Here is a 19,100-nt window from a genome sequence, read left to right as displayed (position 1 = left end):
CGCCGGACTGGGAATTGATAATCTTGCATTCTAGCACTCAAGATGCGCGGCAAAACGCGAATTTGGCGCGCGGGTTTTCCCCGCGCCGCCCCCTTACTGCGTCGGCGGCGTGTGCCAGCCGCCGCCCAGCGCCTGGATCAGCGCCACGGCCGTCGTCTGGCGGTCCGCCTGCGCCTGCACCAGCGAGCGGCGCGCCGACAGGGCCGTCACTTGCGCCGTCACCACGTCCGTATAGCCGACCTGGCCCGCGTTGTAGCGGTTCAGCATCTGCTGCTCGACCTGGTCGGCGGCCGCCGACGCCTGCTGGCGCAGTGCCAGCTGCTCGGCCAGCGCGCGCGTGGCCGACAACTGGTCTTCCACGGCGCCAAAGGCACTTAATACCGTCTGGCGGTAGCGCGCCACGGCCGCCTCATGGCCCGCCTTGGCCGCATCCACGCTGGCCGTGGTGGCGCCCGCGTTGAACAGCGTTTGCGCGGCCGACACGCCCAAGGACCACAGGCTCGACGATGCATTGAAGAGGTCGCCCACACGGCTGGCGCCGGAACCATAGGAACCCGTCAGGTTCAGGCTTGGATAGTAGGCCGAGCGGGCGATGCCGATCTGCTCGTTGGCCACGGCCACCCGGCGCTCGGTGGCGGCGATGTCGGGACGGCGCTGCAGCAGGGTCGATGGCACGCCCAGCGGCACCTCGGGCACGGTCAAGGTCCACGGCGCCACGGCCAGGCTGAAGTCGGACGGGGCGCGGCCCAGCAGGATCGCGATCGCGTGCTCCAGCTGGGCGCGCGCGCGGATCTGGCTCGACCGGTCGATCTGCGCATTGGCAAGCTGCGTCTGCGCCTGCAGCAGGTCGGACTTGGCGGCGATGCCGGCATTAAAACGGTTGCCGGTGATCTCGAGCACGCGCTTGTAGCCATCGATGGTGGCGTTCAGCAGCGCGATCTGCGCATCGCTCTGGCGCAGCGAAAAGTAATTGGTGGCCAGCTCGCCCTGCGCCGACAGGCGCGCCGCGGCCAGGTCCGCCGCGCTGGCGGACGCGCTTGCATCGGCGCCCGTCACGCCGGCGCGCAGCTTGCCCCACACGTCCGGTTCCCACGACGCGCCGATGGCGGCCTTGAAGTTGTTGTTCGTCTGCTGCTCGCCGCCGCCGGAGCGGGCGCCGCTGCCCGTCAGGTTCACCGTGGGGAACAGCGAGGCGCGCTGTTCGCGCACCAGCGCGCGCGCCTGCTCGTACGCGGCGACGGCGGCCGCCACGTTCTGGTTCGAGATGTCGATGCTGGCGGCCAGCTGGTTCAGCTGCGCGTCGCCGAACAGGGTCCACCACGGCCCCCGCTCCAGGGTGTCGGCCGGCGCGGCCGGCTGCCAGCCGGCCGCCTCCTTGAACGTTTGCGGCGCGGCGGCCGTCGGCGTTTCATACGCGGGGCTGACGGCGCAGCCGGCCAGCAGGACGGCTGCCGCCAGCGCCAGCAGGTGGCGTGCTGGCATGGTCGAAACGATAGGTTTTACTTGCTTCATGATTGTGTGCTCGGGTTATCTGGCCCAGGAATGCGGCTCAATTGCTGCTCGTCGGCGCTGCGCGTGCGCAGCTTGTCGAGCAGGATGTAGACCACCGGGGTGGTCAGCAATGTGAGTAACTGGCTGGCGATCAGGCCGCCGATGATGGCGACCCCCAAGGGCTGGCGTAGCTCCGACCCCTCGCCGAAACCGATCGCCAGCGGCAAGGCGCCGAGCGCCGCCGCCAGGGTGGTCATCAGAATGGGGCGGAAACGCAGCAGACATGCCTCGCGCACCGCCTCCACTGCACTCAAGCCGCGCGAACGCTCGGCCTCCAGCGCGAAGTCGATGATCAATATAGCATTTTTCTTGACGATACCGATCAACAGGAACACGCCGATCAGGGCGATGATGGAAAACTCCATGCGGAACAGCAGCAAGGCCAGCACGGCGCCCACCCCCGCCGACGGCAAGGTCGACAGCACGGTGACGGGGTGGATCAGGCTTTCGTACAGGATGCCCAGCACGATGTAGATCACCACGATGGCCGCCAGGATCAAGAGCGGCTGCTCCTTGTTGCTGTCCTGCGCGCTCTTCGCCGAGCCCTGGAAGCTGCCGCGCACGTTCACGGGCATGCCGATTTCCGACTCCGCCTGGGCCACAGCGGCCTGCCCGTCGCTGAGCGGATAGCCATCGGCCAGGTTGAACGACACGGTGGTGGCCAGTTCCCCGCCCTGGTGGTTGATCGAGGTCGCCGTCGAACTTTCGGCAAAGCTGCTGAACGAGGACAGCGGCACCATGTGCGCCAGGGTGGTGGACAGGGCCGAGCCGCTGGACGGGTCGCGCGCTGCCGTCGTGTTCGATGCCGCCGTGGCCGCGGTCGTGGCGGTCGTGGCCGTGGCGGTCGTGGCGCTGGCGGCGACGGCCGCCGCATTCGAGGCCGGCACGTACACGGAGCGCAGCGCTTCCGGACTTTGCGCATAGCGCGGCGCCACTTCCATGATCACGTGGTACTGGTTCAGCTCATCGTAGATGGTCGCCACCTGGCGCTGGCCGAAGCTGTTGTACAGCGCATTGTCGATGTCGCGCACCTGCACGCCCAGCTGCGTGGCGCGGTCCTTGTCGATGGAGACGAAGGTTTCCACGCCGTTTTCCGCCTGGTCCGTGTCCACGTCGATCAGGGCCGGCTGCAGCTTCATCTGGTCGGCCAGCTTCGCCGCCCATTTCTTCAGGTCCGCCTGGTTATCGCTGATCAGCGTGTACTGGTAGGTCGAATTGCTCGAGCGCCCGCCCATGCGCAAATCTTGCACGGGGTTGAGGAACAGCGAGATGCCCGTCACCTTGGCCAGCTGCGGGCGCAGGCGCGCGATCACGGCCTGCCCCTTGTCGGTGCGCTGCGAGGCGGGTTTGAGGTCGATGAACATGAAGCCGCCCCCTGCCCGTCCGCCGCCCGTAAAGCCGACGACGGTGGCGACGGCCGGATCGTCCTTGATGATGTTGACCAGCTGGCGCAATTTGCTCTGCATGGCCTGGAACGAGATGCTCTGGTCGGCGCGCATGCCGCCGTTGATCTGGCCCGTATCCTGCTGCGGGAAGAAGCCCTTGGGCGCGGCCGCGAACAGGTACACGTTCAGGCCGACGACGAAAACGAGGATGGTCATCACCAGCGCGGCACTCGACAGCGCCCAGTCCAGGCAATGTTCGTAGATGCTCAGCATGCGGTCGAAGCCGCGTTCGAACCAGCGCGCGACGGCACCCGGCTTTTTATGCTGCTGCCCGCTTTTCAGCAGCCAGGCGCACATCATCGGCGTGGTCGTGAGCGAGATCACCAGCGAAATCATCACGGCGGCCGACAGGGTCACGGCAAATTCGCGGAACAGCCGCCCCACCTGTCCGCCCATGAACAGCAGCGGGATGAAGACGGCCACCAGCGACAGGCTGATCGACAGCACGGTAAAGCCCACTTCGCGCGCGCCCAGCAGGGCCGCCTTGAAGCGGTCCATGCCCGCCTCGATGTGGCGCTGCGTGTTTTCCAGCACCACGATGGCGTCGTCGACGACAAAGCCGGTGGCCACCGTGAGCGCCATCAGCGACAGGTTGTTCAGACTAAAGCCCAGCATGTACATCACGCCGAAGGTGCCCAGCAGCGAGACGATGGTGGCCACGGCGGGAATGATGGTGGCGCGCACGCTGCGCAAAAAGGCGCTGACCACCAGCACGACGAGCACGATGGAGAGGATCAGGGTGAACTCGATCTCGTGCAGGGACGAGCGGATGGAATTGGTGCTGTCGGACGCCACCTGCAGCTTGATGTCGCCGGGCAGCTGCGCCTGCAGTTGCGGCAGCAGCGCGCGCACGCCGTCCACCGTGGCGATGACGTTGGCGCCGGGCTGGCGCGTGATCAGCACGATGACGGCCGGGTCGCCGTTGAACAGGCCCAGGGTATTGTTGTTTTCCACCCCGTCCTGCACTTCGGCCACGTCGTCGAGGCGGATGGCGGCGCCGTCGCGCCAGGCCACCACCAGGCTGCGGTAATCGGCCGCGCTACGCCCGCCCGAAGCCGTCGCCGCGCCCGAGTAGATCTGCAGGCTGCGCTCGTCGCCGGAGATCGCCCCTTTCGGGCGGTTGGCGTTGCTGGCCTGGATGGCCGCGCGCACGTCTTCCATCGACACGGCATAGTGATTGAGCTGGTAGGGCAGCAGTTCCACGCGCACGGCCGGCAGCGAACCGCCGCCCAGTTCCACGTCGCCCACGCCCTTCACTTGCGCCACCTTTTGCTGCACCAGGTTCGACACGGCGTCGTAGATCTGGCCCGGCGTGCGCGTCTTGGACGTCAGCGCCAGGATGATCACGGGCGCGTCGGATGGATTGGCCTTGCGGTAGGTCGGGTTGCTGCGCAGGGTGGCCGGCAAGTCCACGCGCGCGGCGGCGATGGCCGCCTGCACTTCGCGCGCGGCCGAATCGATCTTGCGGTTCAGGTCGAACTGCAGGTTGATGCGCGCCGAGCCCGTGCCCGACGACGACGTCATCTCGTTCACGCCCGAGATCACGCCCAGGCGCCGTTCCAGCGGCGTGGCCACCGAGGTGGCCATGGTCGCGGGGCTGGCGCCGGGCAGGCTGGCGCTGACGGAAATGGTCGGATAATCGACCTGCGGCAGCGGCGAGACGGGCAGCACGAAGAAGGCGCCGATGCCCGCCAGCGCGATGCCGATGGTCAGCAGCACGGTGGCGATGGGACGCTTGACGAACGGTTCGGACAGGTTCACGCGGCGCTCCCCTTGTCTTCCAGGCGGTCCCGCGGTTTATCGAGACTGACAGCGTTCTTCCCTTTGCCCGCAAAGCGTTGACCAAGGCGGTCGAAGCCCAGGTAGATGACGGGCGTGGTAAACAGGGTCAGCACCTGGCTGACGATCAGGCCGCCGAAGATGGCCAGGCCCAGCGGACGGCGCAGCTCGGCGCCCTCGCCCCAGCCCAGCATCAGCGGCACGGCCGCGAACAGCGCCGCCAGGGTCGTCATCAAAATCGGACGGAAACGCAGCAGCGCCGCCTGGTGGATGGCTTCCTGCGGGCTTTTGCCTTCATCGCGCTCGGCCTCGATGGCGAAGTCGATCATCATGATGGCGTTCTTCTTGACGATACCGATCAGGAGGATGATGCCGATGATGCCGATCACGCCCAGGTCCTGCCCCGAGATCATCAGCGCCAGCAAGGCGCCCACGCCGGCCGACGGCAGGGTCGACAGGATCGTCAGCGGGTGGATATAGCTTTCGTACAGCACGCCGAGCACGATGTAGACGCAGACGACGGCGGCGAGAATGAGCCACAGCTGGTTCGACAGCGAGTTTTCATACGCGCCGGCCGCGCCCAGGAACGTCAACGTCACCGAGGGCGGCAAGGCGATGTCCTTCGCCGCCTGGCGGATGGCGTCGACGGCGCTGCCCAGCGCCACGCCCTGCGCTGTGTCGAAGCCCAGGGTCGTGGCCGGGTACTGCGCCACGTGCGTGATCTGCAGCGGCGCCTGCTTTTCGCTGACGCTGGCAAAGGCCGACAGCGGCGTCGACTTGCCGGACCCCGTGCGCACCTGCAGGTCCGACAGGTCGGACGGCGTGGTGACGATGCCCGGCTGCGCTTCGAGGATCACGCGGTACTGGTTGGTTTCCGTGAAAATCGTCGAGATGATGCGCTGGCCGAAGGCGTTGTACAGCGCGTCGTCGACGGTGGCCGTGGTGACGGACATGCGCGCGGCGCTGTCGCGGTCGATGGCCACCGTGACGGCGGCGCCCGTCGCGCCCGCATCCGTGACGACGTTGCGCAGCTGCGATTGCTCGCGCATGCGGACTGCCAGCTTGCCGGCCCACTCGGTGACGGTGGCCGTGTCGGCCCCTTCGAGCGAGACGCGGTATTGCGTCGGGCCCGATTCCGCATCGATGGTCAAATCCTGCGTCGGCTGCAGGTACAGGGTGACGCCAGCCACCTTGGCCACGCGCTCGCGCAGGCGCTGCATGATCTCGTCCTGGCTGCCGCTGCGCGGACGCTTCAGGTTGATCAGCATGCTGCCCGTGTGCAGCATGGTGTTGTTGGCCGCGTCGACGCCGACGAGGGAACTCAGGGTATCGACTGCGGGGTCTTCCAGCAGCGCGCTGGCGGCGGCCTGCTGCAAGGCGGCCATGCGTGCGTACGAGACGGCTTGCGAGGTTTCGATGCGCGCCTGCAGCTGGCCCGTGTCCTGCGTGGGGAACAGTCCTTTCGGGATGGTGATGTACAAGACCACCGTGAGCAGCAAGGTGGCCAGGGCCACCAGCAGGGTCAATCCCTGGCGCTTCAGCACCCACACCAGCGCAAGGTCGTACTGATGGATGACCTTGTCGAGGAAAGCCTGGATGCGCTGGCCCGTGGCACTGATTTTTTCATCGGCGTGGCTTTTCAGCCAGCGCGCCGACATCATCGGCACCAGCGTCAGCGAGACCACGGCGGAAATGAGGATCGTGATGGCCAGGGTCATGGCGAATTCGCGGAACAGCCGGCCTACCACGTCGCCCATGAACAGCAGGGGAATCAGCACGGCGATCAATGACACCGTCAGCGAGATGATGGTAAAGCCGATCTGCGACGCGCCCTTCAATGCGGCGGCCATCGGCGTTTCGCCCTCCTCGATGTAGCGGGCGATATTTTCGATCATGACGATGGCGTCATCGACGACAAAGCCGGTGGCAATCGTCAGGGCCATCAGCGACAGGTTGTTCAGGCTGTAGCCAAGCAGATACATGACGCCGCAGGCGCCGATCAGCGAGATCGGCACGGACAGGCTGGCGATCACCGTGGCGCGCAGGCTGTGCAAAAAGGCGAAGATCACCAGCACCACCAGCAGCACCGACAATAACAGTTCCATTTCCACGTGTTCGACCGAGGCGCGGATGCCCGTCGTGCGGTCGCTCAGCACGTCGAGCTTCATGGCCGCCGGCAGGCTGGCCTGCAGGTCAGGCAGCAGGGCCTTGATGGCGTCGACCGTCTTGATGACGTTGGCGCCGGGCTGGCGCTGCACGTTCAGGATGATGGCCGGCTGCTTGCCCGACCAGGCACCGAGGCGCGTGTTTTCCGCGCTGTCGACCACATTCGCCACGTCAGCCAGGCGCACGGGCGCGCCGTTTTTATACGTGATGATCAGGCGCTTGTAGTCTTCCGCCGTCACCAATTGATCGTTGGCGTTGATGGTGAACGAGCGCGTAGGGCCGTCGAAACTGCCCTTGGCGCTGTTGACGTTGGCCGCCGCGATGGCCGTGCGCAGGCTGTCGAGGCCCAGGCCGTAGGACGCCAGCAGCTTGGTATCGCCCTGGATGCGCACGGCGGGACGCTGGCCGCCCGACAGCGACACGAGGCCCACGCCGTTGACCTGGCTGATCTTCAGCGCCAGGCGCGTGTTGACAATGTTCTGCACCTGCGTCAGCGGCATCGTGTCCGACGTGATGGCCAGGGTCAGCACGGGCGCATCGGCCGGGTTGATCTTCGCGTACACGGGCGGCGCCGGCAAGTCCGTCGGCAGCAGCGAGCCGCCCGCGTTGATGGCGGCCTGCACTTCCTGCTCGGCCACGTCCAGGGTCTGGCCCAGGGTGAATTGCAGGGTGATGAGGGAGACGCCGGCCGCGCTGGTGGAACTCATGCGCTGTAAACCCGACATCTGGCCGAACTGGCGCTCGAGCGGCGCCGTCACGGTCTGGCCCATGACTTCGGGGCTGGCGCCCGGATACAGGGTCTGCACCTGGATGGTGGGGAAGTCCACCTGCGGCAAGGCGGCCAGCGGCAGGAACTTGAAGCCGACCAGCCCCGCCAGCACGATGGCCAGCATCAGCAGCGCCGTGGCGACGGGGCGCTGGATGAATGGCGTCGACGGACTCATTGCGCCGCGCCCTTCGCCGGCGCCGTGGCTGGCGCACTGGCCGGCGCGGAGGCGGAAGCCGATGCGCCGTCAGGATGCTGGCGGCGGTGGCGGCGTTCGCCGTTCGCCCCCGCGCCACCGCCGCCCATGGCCGGCTTGTCGCCCGCCAGGGTGACTTTCGCGCCTTCCTTCAGGCGGTCGGCGCCTTCCGTGATGACTTGCTCGCCCGCTTCCAGGCCGGCACGGATTTCCACCATATCGGTGGTGGCCTGGCCCCGCGTGACCATGCGCACGGAGACGGTTTTATCGGCTTTCAGCACATACACGAAGTCGCCATTGTTACTGTGACGCAGGGCCGTGACGGGCACCAGCACGGCGCCCGTGATATTGCCCAGTTCCAGCCGTACGTTGACGAACTGGCTGGGGAACAGCGCCATCTTGTCATTGCTGTAGCGGGCCTTGGCACGCACGGTGCCCGTCTGCACGTCGACCTGGTTGTCCAGCGCCGTCAAGCCGCCCTGGTCCAGCGCATGCGTGCGCGTGCGGTCCAGCGCCAGCGCGGCCAGGGCCGCGCCGCCATTCAGGCGCTCCTGGATGGTCTGCACTTTATCTTGCGGCACGGAGAATTCCACGTCGATGGGCGAGAGCTGCGTCACCACCACCACGCCGCCCGCATCGCTGGTACTCACCAGGTTGCCGATATCGACCACCTTCAGGCCCGCGCGGCCGCTGATCGGCGACACCACCTTGGTGTAGCCCAGGTTCAGCCTGGCCGTGCCTTCGGCCGCGCGGTCCGTCATCACCGTGCCTTCCAGCTGTTTCACCAGGGCGGCCTGCGTGTCGACATCCTGGCGCGCGATGGAATCCTGGCCCAGCAGGGTTTGATAGCGTTTCAGGGTCAGGCGCGCGTTTTCCAGCTGCGCTTCATCGCGCTGGCGCTGGCCCGTGGCCTGCATCAGCGCCATCTCGAACTGGGCCGGGTCGATCTGCGCCACCACCTGGCCCGCCTTGACCATGCCGCCTTCCTTGAATTTCAGCTCCTTCAAAATGCCCGACACTTGCGGGCGCACCGTCACGGTGGAGGCGGCCGTCACCGTGCCCAGCGCATCGAGCACCACGGGCAGGTCGGACTTCACGGCCGTGGCCACGCCGACGGTGGTCGAAGGGCCGCCGCGGCGCCCGCCGGGGCCACCGGGTCCGCCCGGCCCGCCGGGTCCGGCCATGCCGGGGCCGCCCGGCGCGCTGCTGCCGGCGTGGGTCAGGTACCAGGCACCGCCCCCCAGCGCAGCCATCACGGCCAGCGCGATGACCGTGCCGACGATTTTCGAACGGCGGCTGCGCCGCGGGGTATGGGGTGTAGTCTGCGAATCCATCGCTTATCCTTGTAGTGGCCGCTGGCACGGCGAGTCTGTGGCGCCGGCCGAGGTGGAACACACTCAGGCAGGACGACCGTTTTCGGGGTTGTTTCGGTACACGGCGGGGGAGTCAAGAGCTGAAAGTCAGCTGAAAAAACATCGCTCCCTGGCGTGAAAAGACTCTAGCATAGTCATGTAACTGTTTCATTTCTGCCTGAAACAATTACACACAGCCTGGCAGACATGGGAGGAGCAGGCAGGCCGGCAGGCACGCCGACCCTGTGGGGTAATGGTGGAAAAATCAGGCTTGCGGGGCGTCATCGCCCGGCGTGCGGCGGACGCGGGCGACTCGCATGCAGATACAAACTCGCTACAAATCTCCCGCCAGCCGCCTTGACCTGGCGCCGCCGGGGCTCAAGTGGTCACGGACGGCCGCGATTCTTTACCTGGATTTACAAGGTCATGCCGAGGATGACATCCTGGTAGTCGGTGCGGCCCACGCGGAAGGCGCGCCGTCCCACCTGCGCAAAGCCGCAGCGCGCATAGAACGCCAGCGCAGCGTGGTTTTCCGCGTACACGCCCAGCAGCACGCGCCCTGCCCCGCTGGCGCGCGCCTGGCTCAGCGCCGCCTGCATCAGGCGCTGGCCCACGCGCTGGCCCTGGAAGCGGTGCAGCAGGTAGATGCGCTTGATTTCCAGGTCGTCCGGACGCGGGTCCGCCAGCGGCAGACTGGCGGGACTGAGCACCAGATAACCGACGGGCGCGCCGCCCGGCATGGCCTCGGCCAGCCATAAACGCAGGGCCGGCAGCGCCAGCCAGTCGCGGTACAGCTGCGCGTCGTGCTGGCGCTGGCAATGGGCGAGAATATCGGCGCCATCGAGGATGCCGGCGAAGGCCTCGAGAAACGTCGCCTGCCCCACCAGCGCCAGCGCCTGTTCATCGCCCTTGATGCAAGGGCGGATGGTGATACCCGTCGGTGCACTCATGTCGCTTGCCATAGTCTGCTCCTGAAGAAAAACAAGCCGGGCGAAGCCGGCTTGGATATGCTGTTGATGTGGGTGTTACTTGCCGCCCAGGGGCACCTCGCACAGGCAGTGCGTGAGCGCCATGAACGGTTTGCGTTCGCGCGTGATCCCCGACAGCCAGGAGAGGTCCTGCGCCATGCCCAGCGCCGCGTCGGCCGGCAAGCCCGTGCCGGCCAGGCCCAGCTTCACGTGCTCGCCCAGGCCCAGCGAAGCCATGGCCTTGGAACCGAACATGCCGATCAGACGGTCCACGTTCGACGTTTCCTGCTCCAGGTAGGTCACGCGGTAGTCGCTGCCCAGCTTGGCGCGCTTGGCGGCCGAGGCCAGCGCGTCGCCATAGCTGCCGATGCGGTCGACCAGGTTGCGCTCTTTCGCCTGCAAGCCGGTCCAGACGCGGCCCTGCGCCACCTCATTGATCTTTTCCGGCGTCGTCTTGCGCGCCTTGGCGGCCAGGCCCAGGAAGTCGCCATACACGTGGTTGATCGAGCCCTGGATCACTTGCGCGAAGCGCGGGTCGAGCGGGCGCAATGGATTGCCCGCGTCAGCCAGCCAGGTGGTCGGCGAACCGGCCGTGTGGATGCCCAACTTTTCCACCACCTTGTCGGCCGTCGGCAGAATCGCGAACACGCCGATGGAACCGGTGATGGTGGCCGCGTCGGCGATCACCTCATCGGACGAGGTGCTGATCCAGTAGCCGCCGGAAGCGGCCACGTTGCCCATCGAGACGACCACCGGCTTGCCGGCGGCGCGCGTCAATTCCAGTTCGCGGCGGATCAGTTCCGAGCCGAAGGCGCTGCCGCCCGGCGAATCGACGCGTAGCACGACGGCCTTGATCGACTTGTCTTCGCGCGCCTGGCGGATCAGGCGCGAGGTGGACAGGCCGCCGATGGCGCCCGGCGGCGCGATGCCGTCGCCGATTTCGCCGGAGGCGATGACCACGCCGACAGCGTCGCCGACGTGCACGGGACGCAGGCGCGCCAGGTAATCGGTGTAGTTCACCTGGCGGAAGTTCGTGCCTTCCGTATTCTTCGCGCCGCGCGCCATCATGAACTGGCGCAGTTCATCGCGCGTTTTCAGGCCGTCGACCAGCTTGGCGTCCAGCGACAGCTTGGCAATGTCGCCGCCTGCCGCCGTCATCAGCGCGGGCAGCGCGTCGATCGCTTGCATGATGGCGCCGGCCGGCAGTTTGCGCGCCTTTTCCACGTCCGTCGTGTAGGTGGTCCACAGGCCATTGTTCAGGTAGCGGTCCGCTTCTGCCGCCGCGTCGGACGGGCCGTTGGCGATGAAAGGCTCGGCCGCGCTCTTATACGTGCCCACTTTCAGCAGGTTGACGGTGACGCCCACTTTGTCGAGCGCGTCGCGGTAGTAATTGCGGTAGCGGCCAAAGCCTTCCAGCATGACGCCGCCCATGGGGTGCAGGAATACCTCGTCGGCCTTGGCCGCCACCAGGTACTGGCGCTGGTTGTAGCTCGAACCCCAGGCCGTCACTTTCTTGCCGGTGGCGCGGAAGCGTTCCACGCCCGCCGCCACTTCGCGCAGCGAGGCCAGGCCGCCGCCCTGCAATTCATCGAGCAGGATGACCATGGAGCCGATGTTCTTGTCCTTGGCCGCCGTGTCGAGCACGGCCAGCACGTCGCGCAGCTGCACGCTTTTCTTGACTTCGCCGCTGACATTGGCCAGCACGGCCTCGCGCACGCCGCCCGGGGTTTCCTCGACCAGCGGGCCTTGCAAGTCCAGCACCAGGGTGGTCTTTTCCGCCAGCGGCTTGGCGCCGCCGCCGAAGAGGGCGATCAGGATGGCGATGACGATCAGCAGGAAAATCAGATTGATGACCGCGCGGCGGGTGGCGTCCAGCGCGCGCCAGAATGCGCCAAAGCCGCGGCGCAGCGGCGGGAAGGGGTTCAGTGACATTGATGCTCCGTGAGGTTATGTACCTAAAGGAAACCAATATAGCTGAAAATGGCCGCGATCGCCTTGGGATTCGTCTTATTTTGACAAGTATTGCGCGCCCTGGCCGCCCTGGCTTGGCGGCGTGGAAATGAGGAACAGGCCGGCCAGCACCAGCGCGCCGTTCAATATCAGCAATTCCAGGCCGATGCGGTAGTGCTCGAACAGCCGCGCCTGCTCCTGCTCGATCAGCGCGCACAGCAGCGGCCCGGCCACGGCCACCAGCGGTACCCAGCGGTCGCGCACGCCGCGCCGGCTCAGCAGGCCGAAGGCGAACAGGCCCAGCAGCGGACCATAGGTGTAGCTGGCCAGCTTCAGGATCACGCCGATCATGCTGGGGTCGTCCAGCCATTTGAAGGCCATGATGAGGATCAGGAACAGCGCGGCAAAGCCCAGGTGCACACGGCGGCGCCAGCGCATCTGTGCACTTGCACTGAGATCCGCCCTGCGCTGCAAGCCGAGGATATCGATGCAGAAGGTGGACGTCAGCGCCGTGAGCGCCCCGTCCACGCTGGGAAACAGGGCGGAAACGAGGGCGATGAAAAAGATCAGCTGCGCCGCGGCGGGAAAGTGACCCAGCACCACGGCCGGGAACAGCTTGTCGCCCGTGGCGGTGATTCCGGCCAGCGGCGCATACAGGTGCAGCAAGCCGCCGAGGAAGAGGAACAGCAGCAGCACGCCGGTCAGCACCACGGTCAGGCTGAGCATATTCTTTTGCGAGTCGCGCAAGGTGCGCACGGAGATATTCTTTTGCATCATTTCCTGGTCCATGCCCGTCATGGCGACAGTGATGAACATGCCGGCCACGATGTGCTTCCACACATAGGCGGGACTGTCCGGGTCGAGATTGAACATGCGCGTGAGGCCTTGCGCGCGCATGCGCTCGAGGCTGTCGACGATGGACAGGTCCATGGCGCGCAGCAAAAACACGCTGCAGATGACGAGACCGGCCAGCATGCACGCCGTTTGCAGGGTATCGGTCCAGACGATGGTTTTCACGCCGCCCTCATACGTGTACAGCAGGATCAGCAGCAGCACGACGCTGGCGGTAGCCCAGAACGGCACGCCGAAGCTGTCGAGTATCGTCGCCTGCAGGATATTGACCACCAGGTACAGCCGCGCCGTGGCTCCCAGCAGCCGCGAGACGATGAAAAACGCGGCCCCGCTCTGGTAGGAACGCCGGCCCAGGCGCAGTTCCAGGTAGCGGTAGATGGAGGTCAGCTGCAGCCGGTAGTACAGCGGCAGCAGAATAAACGTGATGGCCAGGTAGCCGAGCACATAGCCGAGCATCAGCTGGACGTAGCCGAAGCCGTTGCTGCCCACGGCGCCGGGCACGCTGATGAAGGTCACGCCAGTGAGCGTGGTGCCGACCATGCCGAAGGCCACCAGCATCCAGTGGCTGTTCTTGTTGCCGATGAAAAAACTGTCGTTGGTCGCGTGGCGCGAGGTGCGCCAGGCTACCCCCAGCAGTATCAGGAAATACGCGAGGACGACGGCAAACAGGATGGGGGGCGACATGGACGATACGCTGGCGGCAAGGTGAACAGGGGCAGAAATATACAGCAAAGCCCCTGTTTATGCCGGCGTCAGCAGCCGCTCGGTTTGACTTTTTCCACTTCCAGGCCGAACCACGGGCGCAAGCGCGTGCCGACGATATTGCCGAGGAAAGCGCAGACCAGCCACAGCCAGCCATGCAGGCTGCCCGAGACGATGCCGCTGAAATAGGCGCCGATATTGCAGCCGTAGGCCAGGCGCGCGCCGTAGCCGAGCAGCAAGCCGCCGACGACGGCGGCGATGACCGAGCGGCGCGGGATGCGCCACACGGGCGCGTAGCGGCCGGCCAGGGCCGCCGCCAGCATGGCACCGAGCACGATGCCGATATCCATCACGGAAGTCTTGTCTTGCGTCAAGGGCGCGGCCAGGGCGGCCGCGTTGGCCTTGGTCGACCAATAGGCCCAGCTGGCCGTGTCGATGCCGATCAAGGACGCCGCTTTCGCGCCCCACAGAGCGAACGCGGACGTCACGCCCCACGGCCGGCCCGACAATGCCAGGGTGATGAAATTGAGCACGACGAGCGCGATGGCGCCCGCCACCAGCGGCCAGGGGCCATGCAGCCAAGGCGACGACTGCGCGGCCCGCAATGGCGTCGCGACGAGCTTGCCATGGCGGCGCTTTTCCACCAGCACCGTGATGCCGGCGATTAGCGCGAAGACGAGCCAGTTCAGCGCCAGCGCGGGCAGCAAGCCCAGGCTTGTGACGAGGGAAATCGGTTTCAATTGCGGCAGCGCCGTCCAGAATGGCATGTGCGCCGTGCCGATCACGGAGCCGACGATGAAGGCGGCCAGGGTGATGAGCATGCGCGTGCTGCCCCCGCCCACCGTGTACAGGGTGCCGGAGGCGCAACCGCCGCCCAGCTGCATGCCGATGCCGAAGATGAAGGCGCCGAAGATGACGGAGGTGCCGGCCGGAGACACCAGGCCCGCCACCGGCGTGCCGAACAGGGTCCCGGCCGACAGCGCGGGGAAGAACAGCGCCACGCCCACGGCCAGCATCAGCATTTGCGCGCGCAAGCCGTCGCCGCGGCCATCGGCAATGAAGACGCGCCAGGCTGACGTAAAACCGAAGGCCGCGTGGTACAGGGTAATGCCCAACAAGGCGCCCACCACATACAGCGCGGCCAGCTTGAAGCCGACGGTTTGCGCCAGGTAGCAGGCGCCGAGCACGATGAGCAGCAGCGCGACGCCCAGCGGTTTGGGGTTGATGGCGGCGCGCAGGCGCAGCGGGGACATTGCTGTATCGGACATGGTGAGTAGGGGCGGGAGAAAAGGAAACACCATTGTAAACCCTGCTCCCGCCCTTCCCGGCAACTTGCCTGCAGATCAAGCAGGCTTAATGCCCCACCGCATGCAGCGATTTCTCGCCACCGCTGCGCACGGGGATGGGATTCAAACGGTCGAGGCGTCCGCTCAGGACGGTCAAGCCGAACGCCCCCAGCACGACCAGCGCGCCGATCCATCCCGTGTGCACGAGGCCCAGGTGTTCCACGATCAGGCCGCCGCCCCAGGCGCCGCCGGCGATGCCCAGATTGAACGCGGCGATATTCAGGCCCGAAGCGACGTCCACGGCGCTGGGCGTGAAGTGCTCCGCTTGCTGCACGACATACACTTGCAGGCCAGCCACGTTACCGAAGGCGACGGCGCCCCACAACAAGACGGTGATGACGACGAGCACCGGCTGCGGCGCAGTGAAGGTCAGCACCAGCAAAACAAGCGCCAGCAGCAAAAAGATCCGTTTCAGGGCGCGCACCGGGCCCTGCTTGTCGGCCAGCTTGCCGCCCCAGATATTGCCGAACGCCACGGACACGCCATACACGAGCATCACCGCGCCCACGGCGCCGGCGCTGAAACCCGACACTTGCTGCAAGATCGGCGCCAGATACGTAAAAGCGATGAAGGAGCCGCCATAGCCGACGGCCGTCATGGCGTACACCAGCAGCAGCCGGGGCTGGCCCAGCACCTGCACTTGCTGCAGCAGCGAGGCGGGCTTGCTGTGCCTGATGGTCGACGGCACGTACAGCAGGCTGCCGACAAAGGCGACCAGGCCCAGGGCCGAGACGGCCAGGAAGGTTTCGCGCCAGCCGAAGTGCTGGCCGATGAAGGTGCCCAGCGGCACGCCCGTCACCAGGGCCACGGTCAAGCCCGTAAACATGATGGCGATCGCGCTGGCCGCCTTCTCCTTCGGCACCAATGACGTGGCGATGGTCGAGCCGATGGAAAAGAACACGCCATGCGCCAGCCCCGTCAGGATGCGGGCGACGACGAGGGTGTCATAGCCAGGCGACTTCCAGGCCAGCAAATTGCCCAGGGTGAACAAGACCATCAAGGACAGCAGCAAGGTTTTGCGCGGGATCTTGCCCGTCAGGGCAGTCAGCACGGGCGCGCCGACGGCGACGCCCAGCGCATACAGGCTGACCAGCAGGCCGGCCGATGGCAGGTTGACGCCCAGGTCTGCGGCGATGGTGGGCAACAGCCCGACGATGACAAACTCGGTGGTTCCGATGGCAAATGCGCTGAGGGTCAGCGCGAGCAAGGCAATGGGCATGACAAACTCCGATAAAGATGTTGGCATGCAGTATCGGGGTTTTCTTTATTCCGAAAAATACCTGATCGGGCAGAAGATAATTGCGTCCAACTCAACAATTTGATGGTCTGCTACACTGGCCGCATCCACACGGGGTCACCACCATGAATTCAGAAAAACTGGCGCTGCTGGTCACGCGCGAAATGCCATATGGAAAATATCAAGGACGGCTGCTGGCCGACTTGCCGGGACACTACCTGGGCTGGTTCGCGCGCGAGGGCTTCCCCTCGGGCGAACTGGGCAGTTTAATTGCGCTGATGTATGAGCTCGACCACAACGATTTGCGCAGTTTGCTCGACCCGCTGCGCACGCATCAAAACCGACCGCGTTCATAAGGCCGCGCCAAACCGCTCCACCACGAAATCAACGAAGCTGCGCAGCTTGGACGACATGCGCCGGTCGCGCAGATAGATGAGATGCAAGGGCCGGCTGGGCGGCGTGTAGCCGTTCAGCAGGCGTACCAGATGGCCCTCGGCGATATCCTGTGACAGCATAATCTCGGGCAACATGCCGATCCCCATGCCGGCCAGCGCCGCCCGCCGCAAGCCTTGCGCGCTGTCGACCCGCATCCTGCCCGCAATCGGCACGCTGATGTCGCCCTCCGGCCCCGTCATGCGCCAGGATGGCTGTGCCGAACGCCACTCGGAGCGCGAGGAATAGACATAGGCCAGGCAATTGTGCTGCGCCAGATCCTCGGGCCGCTGCGGCTCACCGTGCTGCGCCAGATACGCCGGTGCGGCGCACAGCATCAAATGATACGGCGCCAGCGGGCGGGCCACCAGGTCGGCCCCGTACTGGTCGCCAAGGTTGCCGAGGCGGATCGCCGCCTCGAAGCCATCCTCGGCCAGGTCCACCACGGTGTCCGTGATGACCACGTCGATATCCACCTTGGGATAGCGCGCCGTATAGTCGGCAAGCGCTGGGATCAGCCGTTCCGTGCCGAATGTCGCGGAGGCGGTCACGCGCAGCCGCCCCTTCGGGCTGCTTTGCGTTTCCAGCGCCAGCGCCTCGGCATCGCCGACGAGGCCGAGGATCTCCATGCAGCGTTCGTAATACGCCTTACCGAATTCCGTCAGATGCTGACGCCGCGTGGTGCGGTTGATGAGGCGCGTGCCGAGATGCTCCTCCAGCGCCTGCAGATGATTGCCCACCATCGTGGGCGACAGGTCGCATTGCGCCGCCGCGGCCGTCAAGCTGCCCGTATCGACGACACGGATGAAGATGGTCATCGCCTTGAAGATATCCATTGCCAATATTTTCTAGGTAGTCAAACAATAAAAAGCTAGTTTATCTAATTTTTCAAGGCAATACAATGAGAGCGGAACCAGTCGGCGTTTTTCGCGACGACTCCCATCAACCAGAACACCCTCTTCGGGACTTCCTTCTCATGCCTACCCTGACACTGCGGCACGCCGTATCTCCACGCCTGACCCTGTTCGCCACCAGCCTGGGCTTCGTGCTTGTCATCCTCGATGTCACAGTCGTCAACGTGGCGCTGGAACGTATCCAGGCTTCGCTGGGCACCGACGTGACCGGCTTGCAATGGATCATCAACGCCTACACCCTGGTCTTTGCCAGCCTGCTGCTGACGGCCGGCGCCATCGGCGACCGTTACGGCGCCAGACGCATCTTCGTCATGGGCTTTGCCCTGTTTACCGTGGCATCGCTGGCCTGCGGCATGGCAGACACCATCGGCGCCCTGATTGCCGGCCGGGTCGCCCAAGGAGTGGGGGCGGCGCTGTGCGTGCCGGCCTCGCTGGCCTTGCTGAGCGCCAGCTTTCCGGAAGCGGCCGCGCGTGCGCGCGCCGTGAGCATCTGGGCGGGCGTGGGCGGCCTGGCGCTGGCGGCCGGGCCCGTGGTTGGCGGCATCATGGTCGACCGTTTCGACTGGCCCAGCATTTTCCTGCTCAACCTGCCACTAGGGCTCGTGGGCATCTGCCTGACCCTGGCCTACGCGCCATCGGGTTCAAAGTCATCCGGACGGAGCCTGGACCTGGGCGGGCAAGTGCTGGCGATTCTCGCGCTGGGCGGACTCACCCTCGGTTTTATCGAAAGCGGCGCACTGGGCTGGACGCACCCGCTGGTGCTGTCCGGTTTTGCCTGCTTCGTCGTGGCGGGCGCCCTGTTCATCCTGGTCGAAGCGCGGGGCGCCGACCCGATGCTGCCGCTTGCCTTGTTCCGCTCGCCAGTGATGAGCGCTTCCTGCGCCGTCGGACTGCTCACCAACTTCGCCTACTACGGCCTGATGTTCGTGTTCAGCCTGTTTTTCCAGACGACCAAGGGGTATACGCCATTGATGACCGGGCTGGCTTTCCTGCCAATGACGGCGCTGGTCACGCTCGCCAATCTGCTGTCTGGCCGGCTGACGGCGCGCTACGGCCCCCGGCTGCCCATGGTGATGGGGCAAGCACTGGCCGCCTGCGGCTATCTGGCGCTGGCCGGCATTGGCGCGTCCACGCCGTATGGTGTCATCGTCGGCCCGCTGCTGGCGGCCGGGGTCGGTGTCGCGCTGACGGTTCCCGCCATGACGACGGCCGTACTCGCCACTGCCGACAAGCAACGCACGGGGATCGCCTCTGGCGCGCTGAACGCCGCGCGCCAGACGGGCGGGGTGATCGGCGTCGGAATATTCGGCTCGCTGGTCGCTGGCGGCGCGGCACACCTGCTGGCCGGCATGCATGTCGCGCTGCTACTGGCCGGTATCGCACTCGGCATCGGCGCCCTCATCAGTTTTGGCCAGATCAAGGCACGCTAGAGACTGGCCATGCG

Annotated in this window: 12 protein-coding genes; 2 read left to right on the top strand and 10 right to left on the bottom strand. The window is 66.0% G+C overall.

Features of this window, described 5'->3' with window-relative positions; genetic code table 11:
• Window positions 1-93: 93 nt before the first annotated feature.
• The 9 genes from CBW66_RS16995 to CBW66_RS16955 form a co-directional block, all read right to left on the bottom strand.
• A complete protein-coding gene (locus CBW66_RS16995) occupies window positions 94-1,512 on the bottom strand; it encodes an efflux transporter outer membrane subunit (protein ID WP_230491969.1) in 1,419 nt (472 codons plus the stop codon).
• Window positions 1,509-4,757 (bottom strand): efflux RND transporter permease subunit, encoded by a 3,249-nt coding sequence (locus CBW66_RS16990; protein WP_086139271.1) that lies wholly within the window; start codon window positions 4,755-4,757, stop codon window positions 1,509-1,511. Before CBW66_RS16990 ends, CBW66_RS16995 begins: the two co-directional genes overlap by 4 nt.
• Window positions 4,754-7,885, bottom strand: coding sequence for an efflux RND transporter permease subunit (locus tag CBW66_RS16985; protein ID WP_086139270.1), 3,132 nt, complete (start codon window positions 7,883-7,885; stop codon window positions 4,754-4,756). The genes CBW66_RS16990 and CBW66_RS16985 overlap by 4 nt, the downstream gene beginning before the upstream one ends.
• On the bottom strand, window positions 7,882-9,237 hold the full coding sequence (locus CBW66_RS16980; protein WP_086148611.1) for an efflux RND transporter periplasmic adaptor subunit: 1,356 nt from the start codon (window positions 9,235-9,237) through the stop codon (window positions 7,882-7,884). The genes CBW66_RS16985 and CBW66_RS16980 overlap by 4 nt, the downstream gene beginning before the upstream one ends.
• A 434-nt stretch (window positions 9,238-9,671) precedes the next feature.
• On the bottom strand, window positions 9,672-10,217 hold the full coding sequence (locus tag CBW66_RS16975; RefSeq protein ID WP_230491970.1) for a GNAT family N-acetyltransferase: 546 nt from the start codon (window positions 10,215-10,217) through the stop codon (window positions 9,672-9,674).
• 63 nt (window positions 10,218-10,280) lie between these two features.
• The gene (gene sppA, locus CBW66_RS16970) at window positions 10,281-12,155 is read right to left on the bottom strand and encodes a signal peptide peptidase SppA (protein ID WP_086140241.1); all 1,875 of its coding nucleotides are present in this window, start codon (window positions 12,153-12,155) and stop codon (window positions 10,281-10,283) included.
• A 75-nt stretch (window positions 12,156-12,230) separates the two neighbouring features.
• On the bottom strand, window positions 12,231-13,709 hold the full coding sequence (locus tag CBW66_RS16965; protein WP_086140240.1) for a sodium:solute symporter: 1,479 nt from the start codon (window positions 13,707-13,709) through the stop codon (window positions 12,231-12,233).
• Window positions 13,710-13,777: 68 nt separating this feature from the next.
• On the bottom strand, window positions 13,778-14,995 hold the full coding sequence (locus CBW66_RS16960; RefSeq protein WP_086140239.1) for a YeeE/YedE family protein: 1,218 nt from the start codon (window positions 14,993-14,995) through the stop codon (window positions 13,778-13,780).
• Between the two features lie 85 nt (window positions 14,996-15,080).
• Entirely contained in the window at window positions 15,081-16,292 is a 1,212-nt protein-coding gene (locus tag CBW66_RS16955; protein WP_086140238.1) for an MFS transporter, read from the bottom strand.
• A 143-nt stretch (window positions 16,293-16,435) separates the two neighbouring features.
• Here CBW66_RS16955 and CBW66_RS16950 point away from each other — a divergent pair, with 143 nt between their 5' ends.
• Entirely contained in the window at window positions 16,436-16,666 is a 231-nt protein-coding gene (locus CBW66_RS16950) for a DUF3820 family protein (RefSeq protein ID WP_086140237.1), read from the top strand.
• Here the strand turns inward: CBW66_RS16950 and CBW66_RS16945 are convergent.
• Entirely contained in the window at window positions 16,661-17,578 is a 918-nt protein-coding gene (locus tag CBW66_RS16945; RefSeq protein ID WP_170932894.1) for a LysR family transcriptional regulator, read from the bottom strand. The genes CBW66_RS16950 and CBW66_RS16945 overlap by 6 nt on opposite strands.
• Window positions 17,579-17,718: 140 nt before the next feature.
• Here CBW66_RS16945 and CBW66_RS16940 point away from each other — a divergent pair, with 140 nt between their 5' ends.
• Window positions 17,719-19,086 (top strand): MFS transporter, encoded by a 1,368-nt coding sequence (locus CBW66_RS16940; protein ID WP_170932893.1) that lies wholly within the window; start codon window positions 17,719-17,721, stop codon window positions 19,084-19,086.
• Window positions 19,087-19,100 lie beyond the last annotated feature (14 nt).

This window comes from Janthinobacterium sp. GW456P, from assembly GCF_002127655.1.
In the GTDB taxonomy this organism is placed as follows: Bacteria; Pseudomonadota; Gammaproteobacteria; order Burkholderiales; family Burkholderiaceae_D; genus Janthinobacterium.
This window is presented reverse-complemented; position numbering and strand designations above follow the sequence as displayed.

Excerpts from the sequence above, each read along its gene's own strand:
- CBW66_RS16995 (WP_230491969.1), bottom strand. The coding sequence starts at position 1,512 with ATGAAGCAAGTAAAACCTATCGTTTCGACCATGCCAGCACGCCACCTG.
- sppA (WP_086140241.1), bottom strand. The coding sequence starts at position 12,155 with ATGTCACTGAACCCCTTCCCGCCGCTGCGCCGCGGCTTTGGCGCATTC.
- CBW66_RS16960 (WP_086140239.1), bottom strand. The coding sequence starts at position 14,995 with ATGTCCGATACAGCAATGTCCCCGCTGCGCCTGCGCGCCGCCATCAAC.
- CBW66_RS16985 (WP_086139270.1), bottom strand. The coding sequence starts at position 7,885 with ATGAGTCCGTCGACGCCATTCATCCAGCGCCCCGTCGCCACGGCGCTG.
- CBW66_RS16950 (WP_086140237.1), top strand. The coding sequence starts at position 16,436 with ATGAATTCAGAAAAACTGGCGCTGCTGGTCACGCGCGAAATGCCATAT.
- CBW66_RS16955 (WP_086140238.1), bottom strand. The coding sequence starts at position 16,292 with ATGCCCATTGCCTTGCTCGCGCTGACCCTCAGCGCATTTGCCATCGGA.
- CBW66_RS16975 (WP_230491970.1), bottom strand. The coding sequence starts at position 10,217 with ATGGCAAGCGACATGAGTGCACCGACGGGTATCACCATCCGCCCTTGC.
- CBW66_RS16940 (WP_170932893.1), top strand. The coding sequence starts at position 17,719 with ATGCCTACCCTGACACTGCGGCACGCCGTATCTCCACGCCTGACCCTG.
- CBW66_RS16965 (WP_086140240.1), bottom strand. The coding sequence starts at position 13,709 with ATGTCGCCCCCCATCCTGTTTGCCGTCGTCCTCGCGTATTTCCTGATA.
- CBW66_RS16945 (WP_170932894.1), bottom strand. The coding sequence starts at position 17,578 with ATGGATATCTTCAAGGCGATGACCATCTTCATCCGTGTCGTCGATACG.
- CBW66_RS16980 (WP_086148611.1), bottom strand. The coding sequence starts at position 9,237 with ATGGATTCGCAGACTACACCCCATACCCCGCGGCGCAGCCGCCGTTCG.